This window comes from Pseudomonas sp. HC1(2025) (assembly GCF_058742075.1).
In genome coordinates this window covers 675,306-693,471 of sequence record NZ_CP196017.1, presented here as the reverse complement: position 1 = coordinate 693,471, position 18,166 = coordinate 675,306, and the positions used below count along the sequence as shown (strand labels likewise).

14 protein-coding genes are annotated in these 18,166 nt (G+C 62.2%); 13 read left to right on the top strand and 1 reads right to left on the bottom strand.

Going from position 1 to position 18,166, the window contains the following annotated elements; translation table 11 throughout:
- Nucleotides 1–190: 190 nt before the first annotated feature.
- The 13 genes from ACSSVH_RS02915 (at nucleotide 191) to ACSSVH_RS02855 (ending at nucleotide 17,254) form a co-directional block, all read left to right on the top strand.
- Complete coding sequence (locus tag ACSSVH_RS02915) at nucleotides 191–1,861, top strand: response regulator (protein WP_115127297.1); 1,671 nt, start codon at nucleotides 191–193, stop codon at nucleotides 1,859–1,861.
- 54 nt (nucleotides 1,862–1,915) lie between these two features.
- A complete protein-coding gene (locus tag ACSSVH_RS02910) occupies nucleotides 1,916–3,877 on the top strand; it encodes a methyl-accepting chemotaxis protein (RefSeq protein ID WP_169952049.1) in 1,962 nt (653 codons plus the stop codon).
- Nucleotides 3,878–4,174: 297 nt separating this feature from the next.
- The gene (aroQ, locus tag ACSSVH_RS02905) at nucleotides 4,175–4,630 is read left to right on the top strand and encodes a type II 3-dehydroquinate dehydratase (RefSeq protein WP_170042526.1); all 456 of its coding nucleotides are present in this window, start codon (nucleotides 4,175–4,177) and stop codon (nucleotides 4,628–4,630) included.
- A 24-nt stretch (nucleotides 4,631–4,654) separates the two neighbouring features.
- A complete protein-coding gene (gene accB / locus ACSSVH_RS02900; RefSeq protein WP_029297651.1) occupies nucleotides 4,655–5,119 on the top strand; it encodes an acetyl-CoA carboxylase biotin carboxyl carrier protein in 465 nt (154 codons plus the stop codon).
- Between the two features lie 17 nt (nucleotides 5,120–5,136).
- Nucleotides 5,137–6,498, top strand: a complete 1,362-nt coding sequence (accC, locus tag ACSSVH_RS02895) for an acetyl-CoA carboxylase biotin carboxylase subunit (RefSeq protein ID WP_003188188.1) — start codon at nucleotides 5,137–5,139, stop codon at nucleotides 6,496–6,498.
- A gap of 274 nt (nucleotides 6,499–6,772) precedes the next feature.
- Entirely contained in the window at nucleotides 6,773–7,651 is an 879-nt protein-coding gene (prmA, locus tag ACSSVH_RS02890; RefSeq protein ID WP_170058633.1) for a 50S ribosomal protein L11 methyltransferase, read from the top strand.
- 30 nt (nucleotides 7,652–7,681) lie between these two features.
- Nucleotides 7,682–8,890 (top strand): DUF3426 domain-containing protein, encoded by a 1,209-nt coding sequence (locus tag ACSSVH_RS02885; RefSeq protein ID WP_492634058.1) that lies wholly within the window; start codon nucleotides 7,682–7,684, stop codon nucleotides 8,888–8,890.
- 186 nt (nucleotides 8,891–9,076) lie between these two features.
- On the top strand, nucleotides 9,077–10,090 hold the full coding sequence (dusB, locus tag ACSSVH_RS02880) for a tRNA dihydrouridine synthase DusB (RefSeq protein ID WP_169952057.1): 1,014 nt from the start codon (nucleotides 9,077–9,079) through the stop codon (nucleotides 10,088–10,090).
- Nucleotides 10,087–10,407 carry a DNA-binding transcriptional regulator Fis gene (gene fis, locus ACSSVH_RS02875; RefSeq protein WP_003186237.1) on the top strand — a complete coding sequence of 107 codons (321 nt, stop codon included), beginning with the start codon at nucleotides 10,087–10,089 and terminating at the stop codon, nucleotides 10,405–10,407. The genes dusB and fis overlap by 4 nt, the downstream gene beginning before the upstream one ends.
- Nucleotides 10,408–10,488: 81 nt before the next feature.
- On the top strand, nucleotides 10,489–12,096 hold the full coding sequence (gene purH, locus ACSSVH_RS02870) for a bifunctional phosphoribosylaminoimidazolecarboxamide formyltransferase/IMP cyclohydrolase (protein ID WP_169952059.1): 1,608 nt from the start codon (nucleotides 10,489–10,491) through the stop codon (nucleotides 12,094–12,096).
- 155 nt (nucleotides 12,097–12,251) lie between these two features.
- Nucleotides 12,252–13,544 carry a phosphoribosylamine--glycine ligase gene (purD, locus tag ACSSVH_RS02865; protein WP_170042520.1) on the top strand — a complete coding sequence of 431 codons (1,293 nt, stop codon included), beginning with the start codon at nucleotides 12,252–12,254 and terminating at the stop codon, nucleotides 13,542–13,544.
- Nucleotides 13,545–13,646: 102 nt separating this feature from the next.
- Nucleotides 13,647–16,424 carry a response regulator gene (locus tag ACSSVH_RS02860; protein WP_169952063.1) on the top strand — a complete coding sequence of 926 codons (2,778 nt, stop codon included), beginning with the start codon at nucleotides 13,647–13,649 and terminating at the stop codon, nucleotides 16,422–16,424.
- Nucleotides 16,425–16,657: 233 nt separating this feature from the next.
- Nucleotides 16,658–17,254 (top strand): MarC family protein, encoded by a 597-nt coding sequence (locus ACSSVH_RS02855; protein ID WP_003171467.1) that lies wholly within the window; start codon nucleotides 16,658–16,660, stop codon nucleotides 17,252–17,254.
- An 8-nt stretch (nucleotides 17,255–17,262) separates the two neighbouring features.
- Here the strand turns inward: ACSSVH_RS02855 and ACSSVH_RS02850 are convergent, their stop codons facing one another.
- The gene (locus tag ACSSVH_RS02850; RefSeq protein ID WP_169952065.1) at nucleotides 17,263–18,045 is read right to left on the bottom strand and encodes a hypothetical protein; all 783 of its coding nucleotides are present in this window, start codon (nucleotides 18,043–18,045) and stop codon (nucleotides 17,263–17,265) included.
- Nucleotides 18,046–18,166: the final 121 nt, after the last annotated feature.

The window sequence follows — 18,166 nt, the reverse complement described above, 5'->3', positions numbered from 1 at the left end:
CAAGGTGGCGCAAAGCTGGCACTCAACTATAAAGGAAGGGCGCTGATGCGCCTACGCGACCCGCCAGTCAGTAAATGAATCCCCAGGACCTTGCAGTTAATTGACGTATGACACTCGTGCGATTGAAAAGAGGTGCTAGCATAGAGCCACCAGTCGACCTCAGCATGCACCCTTACCTAGTAGTCAGGATATGACCGAGCCAGAAGACCCAAGCCGTGAGCGTCTCAAGCACCACTTTGCCCAGCGGGTAATTCATCAGGCGCGTCAAATTCTTGAGATCTGGCAGCGTTTGCAGCGCAGCGAATGGTCGAACGCCGAATTGAACGAACTCAGCGAGGCCAATCTGCGCCTGCTGCGTTTTGCCGAGCGCTTTGAACAACCCGAGCATGGCCAACTGGCCCGGCACATCATCGAGTCGCTCAAAGCGGTGGATGAAAACCGCGGCCGCCTGAGCAGCCACCTGATCACCGACCTCAACCGCTTGATGCAGCGCCTGTCACGAACCGGCCTGCGCCAGGGCGACCAGTTGGACCAGACCTTCCTGCCGCCGATGCGCAAGCCGATCTACGTGATGCTGGCCGATCACGACCGTGCCGAGCGCCTGGCCAAGCAGCTGGAATTTTTTGGCTTGAGCGCGCAGTCCCTGGACAGCGTGGCCGCGTTCCGCTCGTCCATGGCCGAACGCCTGCCGGCGGCGATTGTGATGGACGTGGACTTCTGCGGCGCCGGCCTGGGCCTGAAACTGGCCGCCGAAGCCCAGGAAGGCCTGGAGCAGAAACTGCCGCTGTTGTTCTTCAGCCTGCACGAAACCGACACCCCCACCCGCCTGGCGGCGGTGCGCGCCGGTGGCCAGGAGTTCCTCACCGGGACCCTGGAAGCCTCGAGCCTGCTGGAAAAAATCGAGGTACTGACCTGCGTCGCCCAGTACGAACCTTATAAAGTGCTGATCATCGACGACTCCCGCGCCCAGGCGATGCACACCGAGCGCCTGCTCAACAGCGCCGGGATCGTCACCCGGACCCTGATCGAGCCGATCCAGGCCATGGCCGAGCTGGCAGACTTCCAGCCCGACCTGATCATCCTCGACATGTACATGCCGGCCTGCACCGGTACCGAACTGGCCAAGGTGATTCGCCACAATGACCGTTATGTCAGCGTGCCGATCATCTACCTGTCGGCCGAAGACGACCTGGATAAACAGCTGGATGCCATGAGCGAAGGCGGCGACGACTTCCTCACCAAGCCAATCAAGCCGCGCCACCTGATCACCACCGTGCGCAACCGCGCCGCCCGCGCCCGCCATCTCAAGGCGCGGATGGTGCGCGACAGCCTGACCGGCCTGTACAACCACACCCATATCCTGCAACTGCTGGAAGACTGCAGCTTCCGCTCGCGCCGCGAGAACAAGCCGCTGAGCTTTGCCATGCTCGACATTGACCACTTCAAGCGGGTCAACGACAGCCACGGCCACCCCATGGGCGACCGCGTGATCAAGAGCCTGGCGCTGTTTCTCAAGCAACGCTTGCGCAAGACCGACTACATCGGCCGTTACGGCGGCGAAGAGTTCGCCATTGTGATGCCCGACACCGACCTGGACGCGGCCTGCAAAGTGCTCGACGAAATCCGTGGGCGCTTTGCCGAAATCCACTACCCGGCCCAGCCCCAGGATTTGTGGTGCACCTTCAGCGCCGGTGTGGTCGAGCTGTGCGATGGCTCCGACAGCCTGATGATGGCCGCCCAGGCCGACGAGGCGCTGTACCGCGCCAAGGATGCCGGGCGTAACCGGGTGCACGCCGCAGGCACCTCAAGGCAAAGTGCCACCTTTTCATCGGATTCCACTCAGTCCGTCATAACGCTGTAACGAAAACGCAATAACTTCAGGCACTTATCTTTCCGCCGTTGGTTGAAACCACGCATGCGCCTGAAGCTGCTGACGAATCTGAACACCCTTCTGCTGGTCGCCGTTTGCCTGGCCCTGGGCGCTACGCTCTGGTGGTCGCAGCGGGCCCTTGAGCGCCCGTACCTGTTGATGGAGCGCTACCTGGGCCTGTCCCAGGCCTTCCAGAACCAGACTGCGCGCAATATCGACGATTATCTTTCCAGCGGCGACGCCTTGCGCCTGAGCGCTGCCGGCCAGAGCCTGGAAAACCTGCTGCTGCACCTGGACGAGCTGCCGCCTGAGCTGACGCAAAAACTGCGGCCCGGCCTGCTCGACCTCGATGGTTTCAGCAAGACCGACCTGCTGGCCGCCGGCAAACTGGCCGGTGACCCACAAGCCCTGCTGCTGCAAGCCGAACGGGAGTTGGGGGCCAATCTGGAGCAATTGAGCCAGTACGCCATCGGCGTCAGCTCAGTAGACGCGCCCCGTTATCTGCCGCCGTTGCTCGCCGCCTCCCAGCATCTGGGCCGACTGTCCCTGGCACGGGACAAACTGGTGAGCAGCGGGCGCAGCGAACTGGCCGACGATGTAGAGCGCGAACTGGCCAACATCCGCAGCCAGGCTGATCTGCTTGGGCAACTGCCGCTGCTGGGCGTGACCGCCAGCAGTGCCTCCAACAGCGATGATTTTTCGGCGTTGATGGGCCTGGAAAGCAGCGAAACCACAGCCGCCGAAGACACCGGCGTGGGCCTCAAGCGCGAGCTCAACAGCCTGCTCACGCGCTACCCGGCCGAACTGGCGCGCACCCGCGAGCAAATCCACAAACGCACTGAGCTGGCCGCCGCCACCCATCTGAAAATCGACACCGTGCAGCAAGCCATTGCCGCACTGGAGCCCGAAGTGCGCGCCCAGCACGCCAGAATCCAGGGCGAAGTGCGGGTGATCCAAGGCGTGATGATTGGCCTGATCCTGCTGATCGCCCTGCTCATCGACACCCTGCAACGGCGCCTGGCGCGGGTGCTGACCAGCCTGGCACCGGCCCTGTCGACCTGGGCCGAGGGTGACTTCAGCCAAGAGATAGCCCTGGGTGCGACCAACCGCGAACTGCATGATATTGAAGCCTCCCTCAATCGCCTGCGGGCTTACCTGGTGAACCTGGTGGGCACTATTCGCACGAATGCCGAGCAAGTGGCCGGCAGCAGCCGCGCCCTGGCCGAACTGAGCGGCGGCCTGCATGACGGGGCCGAACGCCAGGCCGGGGACACTGCGCAAATCCGTGATTCATTGGGCGAGTTGGAGGCCACTATCCAGCAGGTTGCCGGTGACGCCAGCCAGGCTGCCGGGGCCAGCCGCAGTGCCGGCGAGGCCGTGGAACATGGCCAACGGGTGATCGGCTTGAGCCTCACCGGCCTGCACGCGCTGGTGGGCGAAGTGCAAGACAATGCGCAGATGATCGAAAAACTCGCCGAAGAGTCCGCAACCATTGGCAGCGTGCTCACGGTGATCCGCTCGATTGCCGACCAGACCAACCTGCTGGCGCTCAACGCCGCCATCGAAGCGGCCCGCGCGGGTGAGGCCGGGCGCGGGTTTGCGGTGGTTGCCGACGAAGTACGCTCCCTGGCCCAGCGCACGGCAGGCGCCACCGCCGAGATCCAGACCCTGATTGCCGGCCTGCAGACCGCAGCCCGGCAATCGGTGGAAGGCATGCGCGCCCAGGTCGAACACGCCGAAGCCACCGCCCAGCAGGCCCAGGCAGCCGACGGCGCGCTGGATGAAATCGTCGGCGCGATCCAGACCATTTCCGACACCGCCACCCGGATTGCCGAGGTGACGGCCCAGCAGAGCGGCGCGGTCAGTGAAATTCGCGATAACAGCGAGCGCATCCACCAGTTGGGCGAGGACAACCTGCTGCGGATCGGCCAGGGCCGCCGCCAGGGCGAGCATCTGTTGGTGCTCGGCGGGCAGCTTAATACGGCGGTGCAGGCATTTCGCGTCTGACGCCATCTCCCGCCCCATGAAGATCAAATGTAGGAGCTGGCTTGCCTGCGATAGCGGTGGATCAGTAGCCGATTAGTCGCCTGGCACACCGCTATCGCAGGCAAGCCAGCTCCTACAGTCGATCTTCATTGCTTTCCAGACCGTATTACCAATGACCGGATCGTGCGCCCCAGTCACATACTTTGCGCAATCCTCGCTAATCGTGCTGGCTATTGCAGAGAACTGGACAGTCACAAAGGCTTTGCGGCATAGTCGCCGGGTTCTGACGTACCTACCTCCAATAACAAGGAACAGCCGATGGCGACCTTACTGGTTCTGCACGGACCCAACCTGAACCTGCTCGGCACCCGCGAACCGGGTGTGTACGGTGCAGTGACCCTCGAACAGATCAACCTCGATCTGGAACGACGGGCCCGTGAAGCCGGCCACCATCTGCTCTACCTGCAAAGCAATGCCGAGTATGAATTGATTGATCGCATTCACGCCGCGCGCAGCGAAGGCGTGGACTTTATCCTGATCAATCCCGCCGCTTTTACGCACACAAGCGTTGCATTACGTGACGCGCTGCTGGCGGTGAGCATCCCATTCATCGAAGTGCATTTATCGAACGTGCATAAACGCGAAGCTTTCCGCCATCACTCTTACTTCTCCGACGTAGCGGTAGGAGTGATCTGCGGCCTTGGCGCCAGCGGTTACCGACTGGCCCTGGAGGCCGCCCTGGAACACATTGAAGAACAGGCTATACGCCCCTGACCGACCCTTGGGAGTTGATGATTCATGGATATCCGTAAAGTTAAGAAACTGATCGAACTGCTGGAAGAATCCGGTATCGACGAGCTGGAAATCAAGGAAGGCGAAGAGTCCGTACGGATCAGCCGTCACAGCAAGACCCCGGCCCAACAGTTCTACGCGCCACAGATGCAAGCGCCGGCGCCAGCCGCTGCTGCTCCAGCCGCCGCACCTGCTGCTGCCGCTGCACCTGCCGCACCAGCAGCGCCTGTGCTGAACGGTTTCGTGGTCAAGTCGCCAATGGTCGGTACTTTCTACCGCACCCCGGCACCGACCTCGCCAGCCTTCGTTGAAGTGGGCAAGACCGTGAAAGTGGGCGACACCATCTGCATCGTGGAAGCGATGAAGATGATGAACCACATCACGGCCGAAAAAGCCGGCGTCATCGAATCCATCCTGGTAGAAAACGGTCAGCCGGTTGAGTACGACCAGCCGCTGTTCACCATCGTTTGAACCGCGGAGCGCCTTCGATGTTGAAACCTGCGAAGAAACTGCAAAAAGTCCTGATCGCCAACCGCGGCGAGATCGCGCTGCGGATCCTGCGCGCCTGTAAGGAAGAGGGCATCAAGACCGTCGCTGTTTACTCGACGGCCGATACCGAATTGATGCACGTGAAACTGGCGGACGAAAGCATCTGCATCGGCCCGCCACTGGCCACGAACTCGTACCTGAAGGTCTCGAACATCATCGCTGCGGCTGAAGTGACCGGCGCTGATGGCATCCACCCTGGCTACGGCTTCCTCGCGGAAAACGCCGATTTCGCCGAACAGGTGGAAAAATCCGGCTTCGCCTTCATCGGCCCGAAAGCCGAGACCATTCGCCTGATGGGCGACAAGGTGTCGGCCAAGGACGCCATGATCGCAGCCGGCGTGCCTACCGTTCCAGGTTCCGACGGCCCACTGCCCGAGGACGAGGAAACCGCCCTGCGCATTGGTCGCGAAGTCGGTTACCCGGTGATCATCAAGGCCGCCGGCGGCGGTGGTGGTCGCGGCATGCGCGTGGTGCACAAGGAAGAAGACCTGATCGAAGCGGCCAAGCAGACTCGCTCCGAGGCGGGCGCCTGGTTCGGCAACCCGATGGTCTACCTGGAAAAATACCTGACCAATCCACGTCACGTGGAAGTCCAGGTACTGTCCGACGGCCAGGGCCACGCCATCCACCTGGGCGACCGCGATTGCTCGCTGCAACGCCGTCACCAGAAGGTCCTGGAAGAAGCTCCGGCACCGGGCCTGGATGAAAAAGCACGCCAGGAAGTCCTGGCACGCTGCGTCAAGGCTTGCATCGATATCAACTACCGTGGCGCCGGGACTTTCGAGTTCCTCTACGAGAACGGCCGCTTCTACTTCATCGAGATGAACACTCGTGTGCAGGTAGAGCACCCGGTTTCGGAGATGGTCACCGGTATCGACATCGTCAAGGAGATGCTGAGCATCGCCGCTGGCAACGTGCTGTCCTTCACCCAGGACGACGTGAAGATGCACGGTCACTCCCTGGAGTGCCGGATCAACGCCGAAGACCCGAAAACCTTTATCCCGAGTCCAGGCCTGGTCAAGCATTTCCACGCACCCGGCGGCAACGGCGTTCGCGTCGATTCGCACCTGTACAGCGGCTACAAGGTTCCGTCCAACTACGACTCGTTGATCGGCAAGCTGATCACCTGGGGCGCCACTCGCGACGAGGCCATGGCCCGTATGCGCAATGCCCTGGACGAAATCGTGGTCGACGGCATCAAGACCAACATCCCCCTGCATCGGGATCTGGTTCGTGATGAAGGCTTCTGCGAAGGTGGTGTGAACATTCACTACCTGGAACACAAGCTGGCCAACCAGTAAGTTTGTGCTCCACCCACAAAACCGCCTTCGGGCGGTTTTGTCGTTTATGCGCACACAAGAACACCACAAAACCCTGTAGGAGCTGGCTTGCCTGCGATAGCGGTAGGCCTGGCACTGATGAGCAAGCTGACACCCCGCCATCGCAGGCAAGCCAGCTCCCACATTTGGCTCCCGTGCTGTCAGTGGTGTCGTCTTCTGGCCTGCTCTCGCGTAAACTTGCGCCCTTTCGCAGCCCCACCCCGCTGCACACTCATTTTTTTCAAAGGTGCCCGCCATGCCTTGGCTGCAAGTCCGTCTCGCCATCAGCCCAGAACAAGCCGAAACCTATGAAGACGCGTTCCTCGAAGTGGGCGCCGTGTCGGTGACCTTCATGGACGCCGAAGACCAGCCGATTTTCGAGCCTGAGCTGAACACCACCCCGCTGTGGTCCCACACCCACTTGCTGGCGCTGTTCGAAGACGGCACCGACGCCAGCAGCGTGTTTGCCCACATGGAACTGCTCACCGGCGGCCCGCTGCCCGAGCACCATAGCGAAGTGATCGAAGACCAGGACTGGGAACGCAGTTGGATGGACAACTTCCAGCCTATGCGTTTCGGCCAGCGCCTGTGGATCGTGCCAAGCTGGCATGCGGCCCCGGAGCCTGAGGCAGTCAACCTGCTGCTGGACCCGGGCCTGGCGTTCGGCACCGGCACCCACCCCACCACCGCCCTGTGCCTGGAATGGCTCGATGGCCAGGACTTGCAAGGCTGCAACGTGTTGGACTTCGGCTGCGGCTCGGGGATCCTGGCCATCGCCGCGCTGCTGCTGGGCGCCAAGGAAGCCGTCGGCACCGACATCGACGTGCAGGCCCTGGAGGCCTCCCGCGATAACGCCGGGCGCAACAACATCCCTGAAGGCAAATTCCCACTGTACCTGCCGGAGCAATTGCCCCAGGTGCAGGCCGACGTACTGGTCGCCAATATCCTCGCCGGGCCGCTGGTCTCACTGGCCCCGCAACTGTCGAGCCTGGTCAAGCCGGGCGGGCGCCTGGCGCTGTCGGGGATCCTCGCCGAGCAGGGCGAAGAAGTCGCCGCCGCCTATGCCCAGGACTTCGACCTGGACCCCATCGCCAACCGCGATGGCTGGGTACGCATCAGCGGTCGTCGGCGCTAGAATGAGCGCCTGCATGAATCGGATGGCCGCATGACCGACAGTTTTGTCACCCAGTGCCCGCATTGCCAAACCCGTTTCCGCGTCAGCCATGCCCAGTTGAGCGTGGCCCGCGGCGTGGTTCGCTGCGGCTCTTGCCTGCAAGTGTTCAATGCCGCCCGGCAACTGCTGGAGCAGCGCGCCCACGCGCCTGAAACGCCGGCCGCCGAAGCCCCGCCGCGCGCCATCAGCCAGAAGCAATGGACCGCCGAGGAGCTGGACCTGGACCACCTGGACCTCGACGAAGAACTGGCCAAGCTGGAACGCCGGGAAATCCAGCACACCCAGCCCCAGGGCAGCGAACGACGCCAGGCAGGGGCGGACCGCCGGCAAAAAGACGAGCCGATGAGCGCCAGCCGCGACACCGCCAAGGCTGAAGAAGAACAATGGGCCGCCAGCCTGTTCAGCGACCCACCGGACGAACGGGCTGCGACAATCGCCCACGCCGAGCAAGCCGCCGAACCGGCCCCAGCCCCCACGGGCAAAACCCAGCGTACCGAGCCCTCGATGTCCTTCGACATCCACGAGGTGGACGACGAGCCCGTACTGCATGCTGACGAGCCTCTCGACCCGCCCGAGCCAACGCTCAGCAGCGAGCTGGACGAACCCGAGCCTGAGCCACGCCGCAAGCGCACACGCGCCACGGGCAACGCCCATGACGAGATGCTGCAGGACCTGGAAGACGACCCGCTGCACCTGTACACCGGCAAACGCCCGGCCGGCTGGGGCCGCCGTCTGCTCTGGCTGACCCTGGTGCTGCTGGCCGCCGCCGCCCTCGCTGGCCAGTACATCGCCTATCAGTTCGACGACCTGGCCCGTCAGGACAAGTACCGGCCATGGTTCCAGGAACTGTGCCCGAAACTGGGCTGCACCGTGCCGTCGCGGGTCGATATTGCCCATATCAAGAGCAGCAACCTGGTGGTGCGCAGCCATCCCGAGTTCGCCGGCGCGCTGGTGGTGGATGCGATCATCTACAACCGTGCGACGTTCTCCCAGCCGTTCCCGCTGCTGGAGCTGCGTTTTGCCGACCTCAATGGCCGGATGATCGCCAGCCGGCGCTTCAAGCCCGCCGAGTACCTCAGCGGGGAGCTGGCCGGCCAGACCGAGATGCCGTCCCAGACCCCGATCCATATCGCCTTGGACATTCTCGACCCAGGCAACAAGGCTGTGAACTACAGTCTCAGTTTCCACTCCCCCGAGTGATTCGCAGCGCACGTCAAGGTTCGGACGGCAGGTTATTGACTTGCTCGTCCACGACCAAACCGCTGGCGATAAGAAAATAACTGCTCAGATTTTATCCAATTCAGCCTTTAACCAGTCATCGAGAGCGGGTATCATGCCAACCCTTTTTCGAACTCTAATGATCCGGCCCCACAACAGGGAAGTCCTATGTCGGCGGTACGCATCGGCCCATATACATTGCCAAACGCTTTGATTCTCGCCCCGATGGCGGGTGTCACCGACCAGCCCTTTCGTCAGCTGTGCAAACGTTTGGGCGCGGGCCTTGTAGTTTCGGAAATGGTCACCAGCGACATGAGCTTGTGGAACACCCGCAAATCGCGGATGCGCATGATCCACGAAGGTGATCCCGAGCCGCGCTCGGTACAGATCGCCGGTGGCGACGCGCAGATGCTGGCGGATGCAGCCCGGGCCAACGTGGAGCTGGGTGCACAGATTATTGATATCAACATGGGTTGCCCGGCAAAAAAGGTCTGCAACAAGGCCGCCGGCTCCGCCCTGTTGAAGGATGAGCAGTTGGTGGCCGAGATCCTGCACGCCGTGGTGGGTGCAGTGGATGTGCCGGTCACCCTGAAGATCCGCACCGGCTGGGACCGGGACAACAAGAACGGCCTGACGGTGGCGAAGATCGCCGAACAGGCAGGCATTACAGCGCTGGCGGTGCATGGCCGTACCCGTGCGGACCTTTATACCGGCGAGGCTGAATACGACACCATTGCTGCGATCAAGCAGGCGGTGTCGATTCCGGTCTTTGCCAACGGCGACATCGACTCGGCCGAGAAAGCCCGGCGCGTGCTGCACGCAACCGGTGCCGATGGGCTGTTGATCGGCCGGGCCGCCCAGGGGCGGCCATGGATTTTTCGTGAGATCGAGCACTTCCTGCGTACCGGCGAAATCATGCCGGCACCGGGGCTGATCGAGGTGGAACGTATTCTGCTAGAGCATCTGGCCGCCCTACACACCTTCTATGGAGACGTGATGGGCGCGCGCATAGCTCGCAAGCATGTGGGTTGGTATCTCGCAACCCTGCCCGGCGCCAAAGAGTTTCGCGCCGGGTTCAATCGTTTGGATGAAACGCAAGCACAGGTCACCGCCGTTCGTGAGTTCTTTGCCGAACGAGACAAGAGCCTGAGAGCAGGGGACGCAGAAGGGGTGGCCGCATGACGATGATGACCGAGACTTTAGTGAGTGGAACAACACCCGTGAGCGACAACGTCAATTTGAAACAGCACCTCAACACGCCGAGCGAAGAAGGCCAGACCCTTCGCGGGAGCGTCGAGAAAGCGCTGCACAATTATTTCGCCCACCTTGAGGGCGCGGCCGTCACGGATGTGTACAACCTGGTGCTCTCCGAAGTCGAGGCGCCCTTGCTCGAAAGCGTGATGAACTACGTCAAGGGCAACCAGACCAAAGCCAGTGAGCTGCTGGGCCTGAACCGTGGGACCCTGCGCAAGAAGCTCAAACAGTACGATTTGCTGTAAGCATTCAATCAAACCAGAAAGGCGCCCGCGTAAAACCGGTCGCCTTTTTTGCTGACTCCTTTGCTTTTGATGGAAATTGAGATGACCGACCAGACTACCCGCCTGCCGATCCGCCGTGCCTTGATCAGTGTTTCCGACAAGACCGGGATCCTCGAATTTGCCCGGGAGCTGGAAGCCCTGGGCGTGGAAATCCTCTCCACGGGCGGGACCTTCAAACTGCTGCAGGACAACGGCGTGGCCGCAGTAGAAGTCGCGGACTACACCGGTTTCGCAGAAATGATGGACGGTCGGGTCAAGACCCTGCACCCGAAAATCCACGGCGGCATCCTCGGCCGTCGCGGTATCGACGATGCCATCATGAACGAGCACGGCATCAAGCCGATCGACCTGGTGGCCGTCAACCTCTACCCGTTCGAAGCCACCATCAACAAGCCAGGCTGCGACCTGCCGACCGCGATCGAAAACATCGATATCGGCGGCCCGACCATGGTGCGCTCGGCAGCCAAGAACCACAAAGACGTGGCCATCGTGGTCAACGCCAGCGACTACGCCCAAGTATTGCAAAGCCTGAAAGCCGGAGGCCTGACCTACGCCCAGCGTTTCGACCTGATGCTCAAGGCCTTCGAACACACCGCCGCCTATGACGGCATGATCGCCAACTACATGGGCACCGTGAACCAGGCCGCCGAGACCCTGAGCACTGAGGGCCGCAGCCAGTTCCCGCGCACCTTCAACAGCCAGTTCATCAAGGCCCAGGAAATGCGCTACGGCGAGAACCCGCACCAGAGCGCGGCGTTCTACGTGGAAGCCAAGCCTGCCGAAGTGGGGATCGCCACCGCGACCCAACTGCAGGGCAAGGAGCTGTCCTACAACAATGTGGCTGACACCGACGCCGCGCTGGAATGTGTGAAGAGCTTCGTCAAGCCGGCCTGCGTGATCGTCAAGCACGCCAACCCGTGCGGCGTGGCGGTGAGCCCGGACGCTGAAGGCGGGATCCGCCAGGCCTACGAGCTGGCCTACGCCACCGACACCGAGTCGGCATTCGGCGGCATCATCGCCTTCAACCGCGAACTGGATGCCGAGACTGCCAAGGCCATCGTCGAGCGTCAGTTCGTCGAAGTGATCATCGCCCCATCCGTCAGCGAAGAGGCTCGCGCCATCGTTGCCGCCAAGGCCAATGTGCGCCTGCTGGCCTGTGGCGAGTGGTCGGCTGACCGCGCCGCTGCCTGGGACTACAAGCGCGTCAATGGTGGCTTGCTGGTACAGAGCCGCGACATCGGCATGATCGGCAGCCAGGACCTGAAAGTGGTGACCCAGCGCGCACCGACCGAGCAAGAGATCAACGACCTGATCTTCGCCTGGAAAGTGGCCAAGTACGTCAAGTCCAACGCCATCGTCTACGCCAAGAACCGCCAGACCATCGGTGTCGGCGCCGGCCAGATGAGCCGCGTGAACTCGGCGCGTATCGCGGCGATCAAGGCTGAACATGCCGGTTTGCAAGTCGCGGGTTCGGTGATGGCATCGGATGCGTTCTTCCCCTTCCGTGATGGCCTGGATAACGCTGCAAAAGCAGGTGTTACTGCGGTGATTCAACCGGGTGGCTCGATGCGTGATGCTGAGGTGATTGCCGCGGCTGATGAAGCCGGCATTGCCATGGTCTTCACCGGCATGCGCCACTTCCGCCACTGATCCAAATGTGGGTGGGGCTTATGTGGGAGCGGGGTTGCTCGCGAATGCGGTGTGTCATTCGACACATTCCTCACAGGCCCACCGCTTTCGCGAGCAAGCCCGCTCCCACATTTTAAAGCGCTCCAGCAGCGCCTACAGAATTTGAGGTTTTTGAAATGAATGTTTTGATCATTGGCAGCGGTGGCCGTGAACACGCCCTGGCTTGGAAAGTCGCCCAGGACCCACGCGTGCAGAAAGTCTTCGTCGCTCCCGGCAACGCCGGTACCGCCATTGAAGCCAAGTGCGAAAACGTCGCCATCGACGTCTTGGCCCTTGAGCAACTGGCTGACTTTGCCGAAAAGAACGTGTCCCTGACCATCGTTGGTCCGGAAGTGCCGCTAGTGGCGGGTGTCGTGGACCTGTTCCGCAGCCGTGGCCTGGACTGCTTCGGTCCGACCGCTGGCGCCGCCCAGTTGGAAGGCTCGAAAGCCTTCACCAAGGACTTTTTGGCGCGCCACAAGATCCCGACCGCCGACTACCAGAACTTCACCGAGATCGAGCCGGCCCTGGCTTATCTGCGCGAGAAAGGCGCCCCCATCGTGATCAAGGCCGATGGCCTGGCCGCCGGTAAAGGCGTGATCGTCGCGATGACCCTGCAAGAAGCCGAAGACGCGGTACGCGACATGCTCGCCGGCAACGCCTTCGGTGACGCCGGTTCGCGGGTGGTGATCGAAGAATTCCTCGACGGTGAAGAAGCCAGCTTTATCGTGATGGTCGACGGCAAGAACGTCTTGCCCATGGCCACCAGCCAGGACCACAAGCGCGTCGGCGACGGCGACACCGGCCCCAACACCGGCGGCATGGGTGCCTACTCCCCTGCCCCGGTGGTCACCGCCGACGTGCACCAGCGCGTCATGGACCTGGTGATCTGGCCGACCGTGCGCGGCATGGCCGATGAAGGCAATGTCTACACCGGCTTCCTGTACGCGGGCTTGATGATCGACAAGGCCGGCAACCCGAAAGTCATCGAGTTCAACTGCCGCTTCGGCGACCCGGAAACCCAGCCGGTGATGCTGCGCCTGCAGTCGAGCCTGGTGCTGTTGGTGGAAGCCGCCCTGGCGCAAGCGCTGGACAAGGTTGAAGCGCAGTGGGACCCACGCCCAAGCGTCGGCATCGTACTGGCCGCCGGTGGCTACCCTGCCGACTACGCCAAGGGCGACCTGATCCAGGGCCTGGACGCAGCGGCTACACTGGAAGGCAAAGTGTTCCACGCGGGTACCGCGCTCAAGGATGGCCAGGTCGTCACCGCAGGTGGCCGTGTACTGTGCGCCACCGCCATGGGCGCCAGTGTCGATGCCGCCCAGCAGCAAGCGTACAAGCTGGCCGCGAAGATCGACTGGCAGGGCTGTTTCTACCGCAAGGACATCGGCTACCGCGCCATTGCCCGTGAGCGGGGCGAAGATCAGTAAGCAGCTGTCCGTTCGGCTAGGCAGGGGCCTTTGGCCCTTGCCGTCCCATTACGGTCCCGCGCATAGTTAACCCCGTGCATCAACCTACGAAGGGATTTCGCCGTGCGCTGGCTCAGGATCGCCATAGTTTTTACAGTCAGCCTGCTGACCCTGCTCTGCCTTTTGCCGGCCCAGGCCGCCGCACAAGGTAGCGGCTGGGCGGTATTGCTTGATGAACAGGCCGACCTGCAACTGAGCGACATTCGCTCGGCACGCTACACCAACCAATTTAGCCCCATCGAACTGGACCGGATCACCGCCGCCGAGCCCAATGGTGCGCTGTGGGTACGTTTCAGGCTGCAGCCCGGCAAGCACGAGCAAGTGCTGCGGGTCTTCGCGCCGGACCTGGCGCACCTCAACCTGTATGTGCTGGACGGCGACACGCTGATCGAGCAAGTGAACACCGGCACCCGCCAACCCCAGGCCGAACGCCCGCTGCCGAGCAGCGACTTCATGCTGCCCTTGCCCCAGAGCCAGAAGCCCCTGGATGTATATGTGCGCCTGGTTTCGGAGCACGAGCTGCGGCCATACCTGACCCTCGAACCCGCCGTGATGGCCGCCGCCAACCAGACCCAGACCCTGGTCTATGGCCTGCTGTTCGGCTGCCTGCTGATGCTGATCCTGCACAACCTCACCCGCTACGCCTACCATCGTTCGCGCAGCAGCCTGTGGCTGGCGGCCTGCGAAGTGCTGCTGTTGCTCAGCCTGTTGCTGCTGCTCAACCTGCTGGGCCCCTGGCTGCCGAACTGGCACGCCATGCAAACCCCGGGGGCCTATATGGCGTTGCTGCTGACCGCACCGTGCGGCCTGATGTTTGCCTACCGTTTCTTCGCGCCACTGGGCCCGCATCCACTGAACAAGCTGCTGATGGCGGACATCCTGCTGATCGTGCTGTGCGGCCTGTTGCTGCTGTTCGTCAACACCCTGCCACTGAACATCATCACCTATGCCCTGGTGGCGCTGGCCGGCCTGAGCATGCTGTTTGTCTCGGCCTACCACTGGCAAAAAGGCTACCGGCCGGCCCGCTTGTTCCTGCTGGCCATGGTGGTGTTCAACACCGGCACGCTGATTATCCTCCCGGCCCTGCTGGGCCTGACCCTGGTGGCCCCGCAAGGCCTGATCATCACCTTGCTGGCGGTGATCTGCGTCAGCGGCCTGCTGATGAGCCAGGCCCTGGGCGAGCGCCAGCGCAGCATCGTCGAGGACCGCTTCAGCCTCAGCCGCGACCTGGCTGCGAGCAACGCCGAAATCGCGGCCAAGGCCGAGTTCCTGGCGAAGATCAGCCACGAAATCCGCACCCCCATGAATGGCGTGCTGGGCATGACCGAGTTGCTGCTGGGCACGCCTTTGTCGGTCAAGCAGCGTGACTACGTGCAGACCATCCACAGCGCCGGTAATGAGTTGCTGACCCTGATCAACGAGATCCTCGACATCTCCAAGCTCGAGTCCGGGCAGATTGAACTGGACGATGTGCAGTTCGACCTCAACGCCCTGATCGAAGACTGCCTGAGTATCTTTCGCGCCAAGGCCGAGCAGCAGAACGTCGAGCTGATCAGCTTTATCCAGCCCCAGGTGCCCCGGGTCATCAGCGGCGACCCGACGCGCCTGCGCCAGGCCCTGTTGAGCCTGCTGGAAAATGCCCTGCAAAAGACCGACGAAGGCGAAGTGCTGATCGTGGTCGCCCTGGACGAGCGCAGCAGCAAACCGCGTCTGCGCATTGCCGTACAAGACAGCGGCCTGCCGATGGAAGCTGCCGAGCGCGACGCTCTGCTGCACAGCGAACTGCACAGCAAGAATTTCCTCTCGGCCACCCGCCTCAGCGGCCACCTTGGCCTGGTGATCGCCCGCCAACTGATCCTGTTGATGAATGGCGAGTTCGGCATCAAGGCTGGCAGCCAGCAAGGCAGCACGCTATGGCTGACCTTGCCGCTGGACCCGGAGCGCCTGGAACACCCGACCTCCGACCTCGACGGCCCGCTGCAAGGCGCACGGGTGCTGGTGGTGGACGACAACGACACCTGTCGCAAGGTGCTGGTGCAGCAATGTACCGCCTGGGGCCTGAACGTCAGCGCCGTGCCCTCGGGCAAGGAAGCCCTGGCCCTGCTGCGCACCAAGGCGCACCTGCGCGATTATTTCGATGTGGTGCTGCTGGACCAGAACATGCCTGGCATGACCGGCATGCAACTGGCGGCGAAGATCAAGGAAGACCCGAGCCTGAACCACGACATCCTGCTGATCATGCTCACCGGTATCAGCAACGCGCCAAGCAAGATCATCGCGCGCAACTGCGGGATCAAGCGCATCCTCGCCAAACCGGTCGCGGGCTACACCCTCAAGACCACCCTGGCCGACGAGTTGACCCAGCGCAGCAAAGGCGTGGTGCAACCCCGCCACCCCGCGCCGAGCGCCCCGGTGGCCGTCACGGTGCCCAGCGATTTCCGCATCCTGGTGGCCGAAGACAACAGCATCTCCACCAAAGTGATTCGCGGCATGCTCGGCAAGCTCAACCTGCAACCCGACACCGCCAGCAACGGCGAGGAAGCCTTGCAGGCGATGAAGGCCCAGCGCTACGACCTGGTGTTGATGGATTGCGAAATGCCGATCCTCGATGGTTTCTCCGCGACCCAGCAATTGCGGGTCTGGGAAGTCAGCAACCAGCGCACCCGCACGCCGGTGGTGGCGCTGACCGCGCACATCCTCTCGGAACACAAGGAACGCGCACGCCAGGCCGGGATGGATGGGCACATGGCCAAGCCGGTGGAGCTGTCGCAACTGCGCGAACTGGTAGAGTTCTGGGTGACGCAGCGTGAGCAGCCGGCAGAGCAGGCGCATACGTCCTGAATCACCACACATCCCTGCGGGTACCGGAGCTGGTTTGTGTAGGAGCTGGCTTGTGTGGGAGCTGGCTTGCCTGCGATAGCATCACCTGGATATACCTGATGTACCGAGGCGATGCTATCGCAGGCAAGCCAGCTCCTACACAAGCCCACTCCCACATTGGTTCGCAGTCGCGCCTTCCGGCCTGCAAGCCTGATAAACTCTCCCTCGCCCTTCCTTCGCTGTGAGCTCCCACCATGCTCCACGTGTTGTTCAGCGTTTATTTGAAGATGCTGGTGCTGTATAGCCCCTTCTTCGTCCTGTCCTGCTTTATCAGCCTGACCCGTGGCTATTCCAGCAAGGAACGGCGGCGCCTGGCCTGGAAGGTCGCCTTGGCGACGCTGGTGTCGAGCGTGTTGCTCTACCTGTTTGGCCGGGTGATTTTCAGTGTGTTTGGCATCACCGTGGATGCCTTCCGCATCGGCGCCGGGAGTGTGTTGTTTATCTCCGCCCTGGGCATGGCCCAGGGCAAGTCGGCAGTGCAGACCGACAACGTGCAGCAGGACGTGACCATCGTCCCCCTGACCATCCCCTTGACGGTCGGCCCCGGCACCATCGGTGCGCTGCTGGTGATGGGCGTCAGCCAGCCCCATTGGGATGACAAGCTCACCGCGATCCTGAGCATTGCCCTGGCCAGCCTGACGGTGGGCGTGGTGCTGTACTTGTCCAACCGCATCGAACGCATCCTCGGCGACCAAGGGCTGCAGATTGTCAGCCGCCTGATGGGCTTGTTCGTGTGCGCACTGGCAGCGCAGATCATCTTTACCGGAGTGCGCGGTTACCTGGTGCCCTGAGGCAACGGTCAGATCCGGTATTGGGCAATCGCCAGCAAGACCTTGTCGCCTGCACTCTCGCGCAACTGCTTGAGGGTTGCGTCGTTGACCACGGCGGGATTGAGCATCAGGCAGGTCTGGCCACTGTAGGCTTCGACCGTGGAACTGTCCCATTCAAAAAACGGCACCCCCACTTTCTTGCTCACGCCATGGGCGCTGTAGGTCACCAGCACCATCAACACCTCTCCGTCGACCTCAGAACAGGACGCCAGGCCAAAGTCGCCGCCCTCATGGTTGACGATATTGCGCTTGAACAGATCAAACGGTGCCGACAGCTGCTTCAACGCCTCGAAGGCATCCGCCGCCAACTTGGGCAGCGCCATGGCCAGGGAGCCCGACAGGAACGTCGAGGCCACCGTGGACGTGATGATGTTCAGCGCCGCCATCTGCACGCTCAGCCCCTTCACCGAAGTGGTGACCCGTTCGAAACTGCTGCGTATCGGCAACCACCCAAGGTTGCCCATGACCTTGATGAACTCGTCGTACCAGGCCTGCGTACCACGCCCCACTTTCAGCACATCACTCACGTAGCTACTGGCCAACAGGTAACTCTTGCGGGTGTATTCCTTGTTGAGGCGGCTCATACCCGCCACAAACGAAAACACACTGTTGTTGATCACCGCGCCATTCAAGTCGCCATCGGCCTGGGCGGGCCCTGGCGAACCCGACGGCTGACTGGTCAGTGGCAGCCGGTATGCCGCAATCAGCTTGTTCTTTTTCGCCACATCGATTCGTTTATGTTTGCGCTCCATAACTGTTTCTCCACAAAAACCCACACGGGCTTACAAGAAACACTAGTCGTGTGATTGAACTTTTTTCAGGGGGTACAAATAGGGTTATTTGGCCGTAGGAAAAACCTGCGCCCCTTGGCCC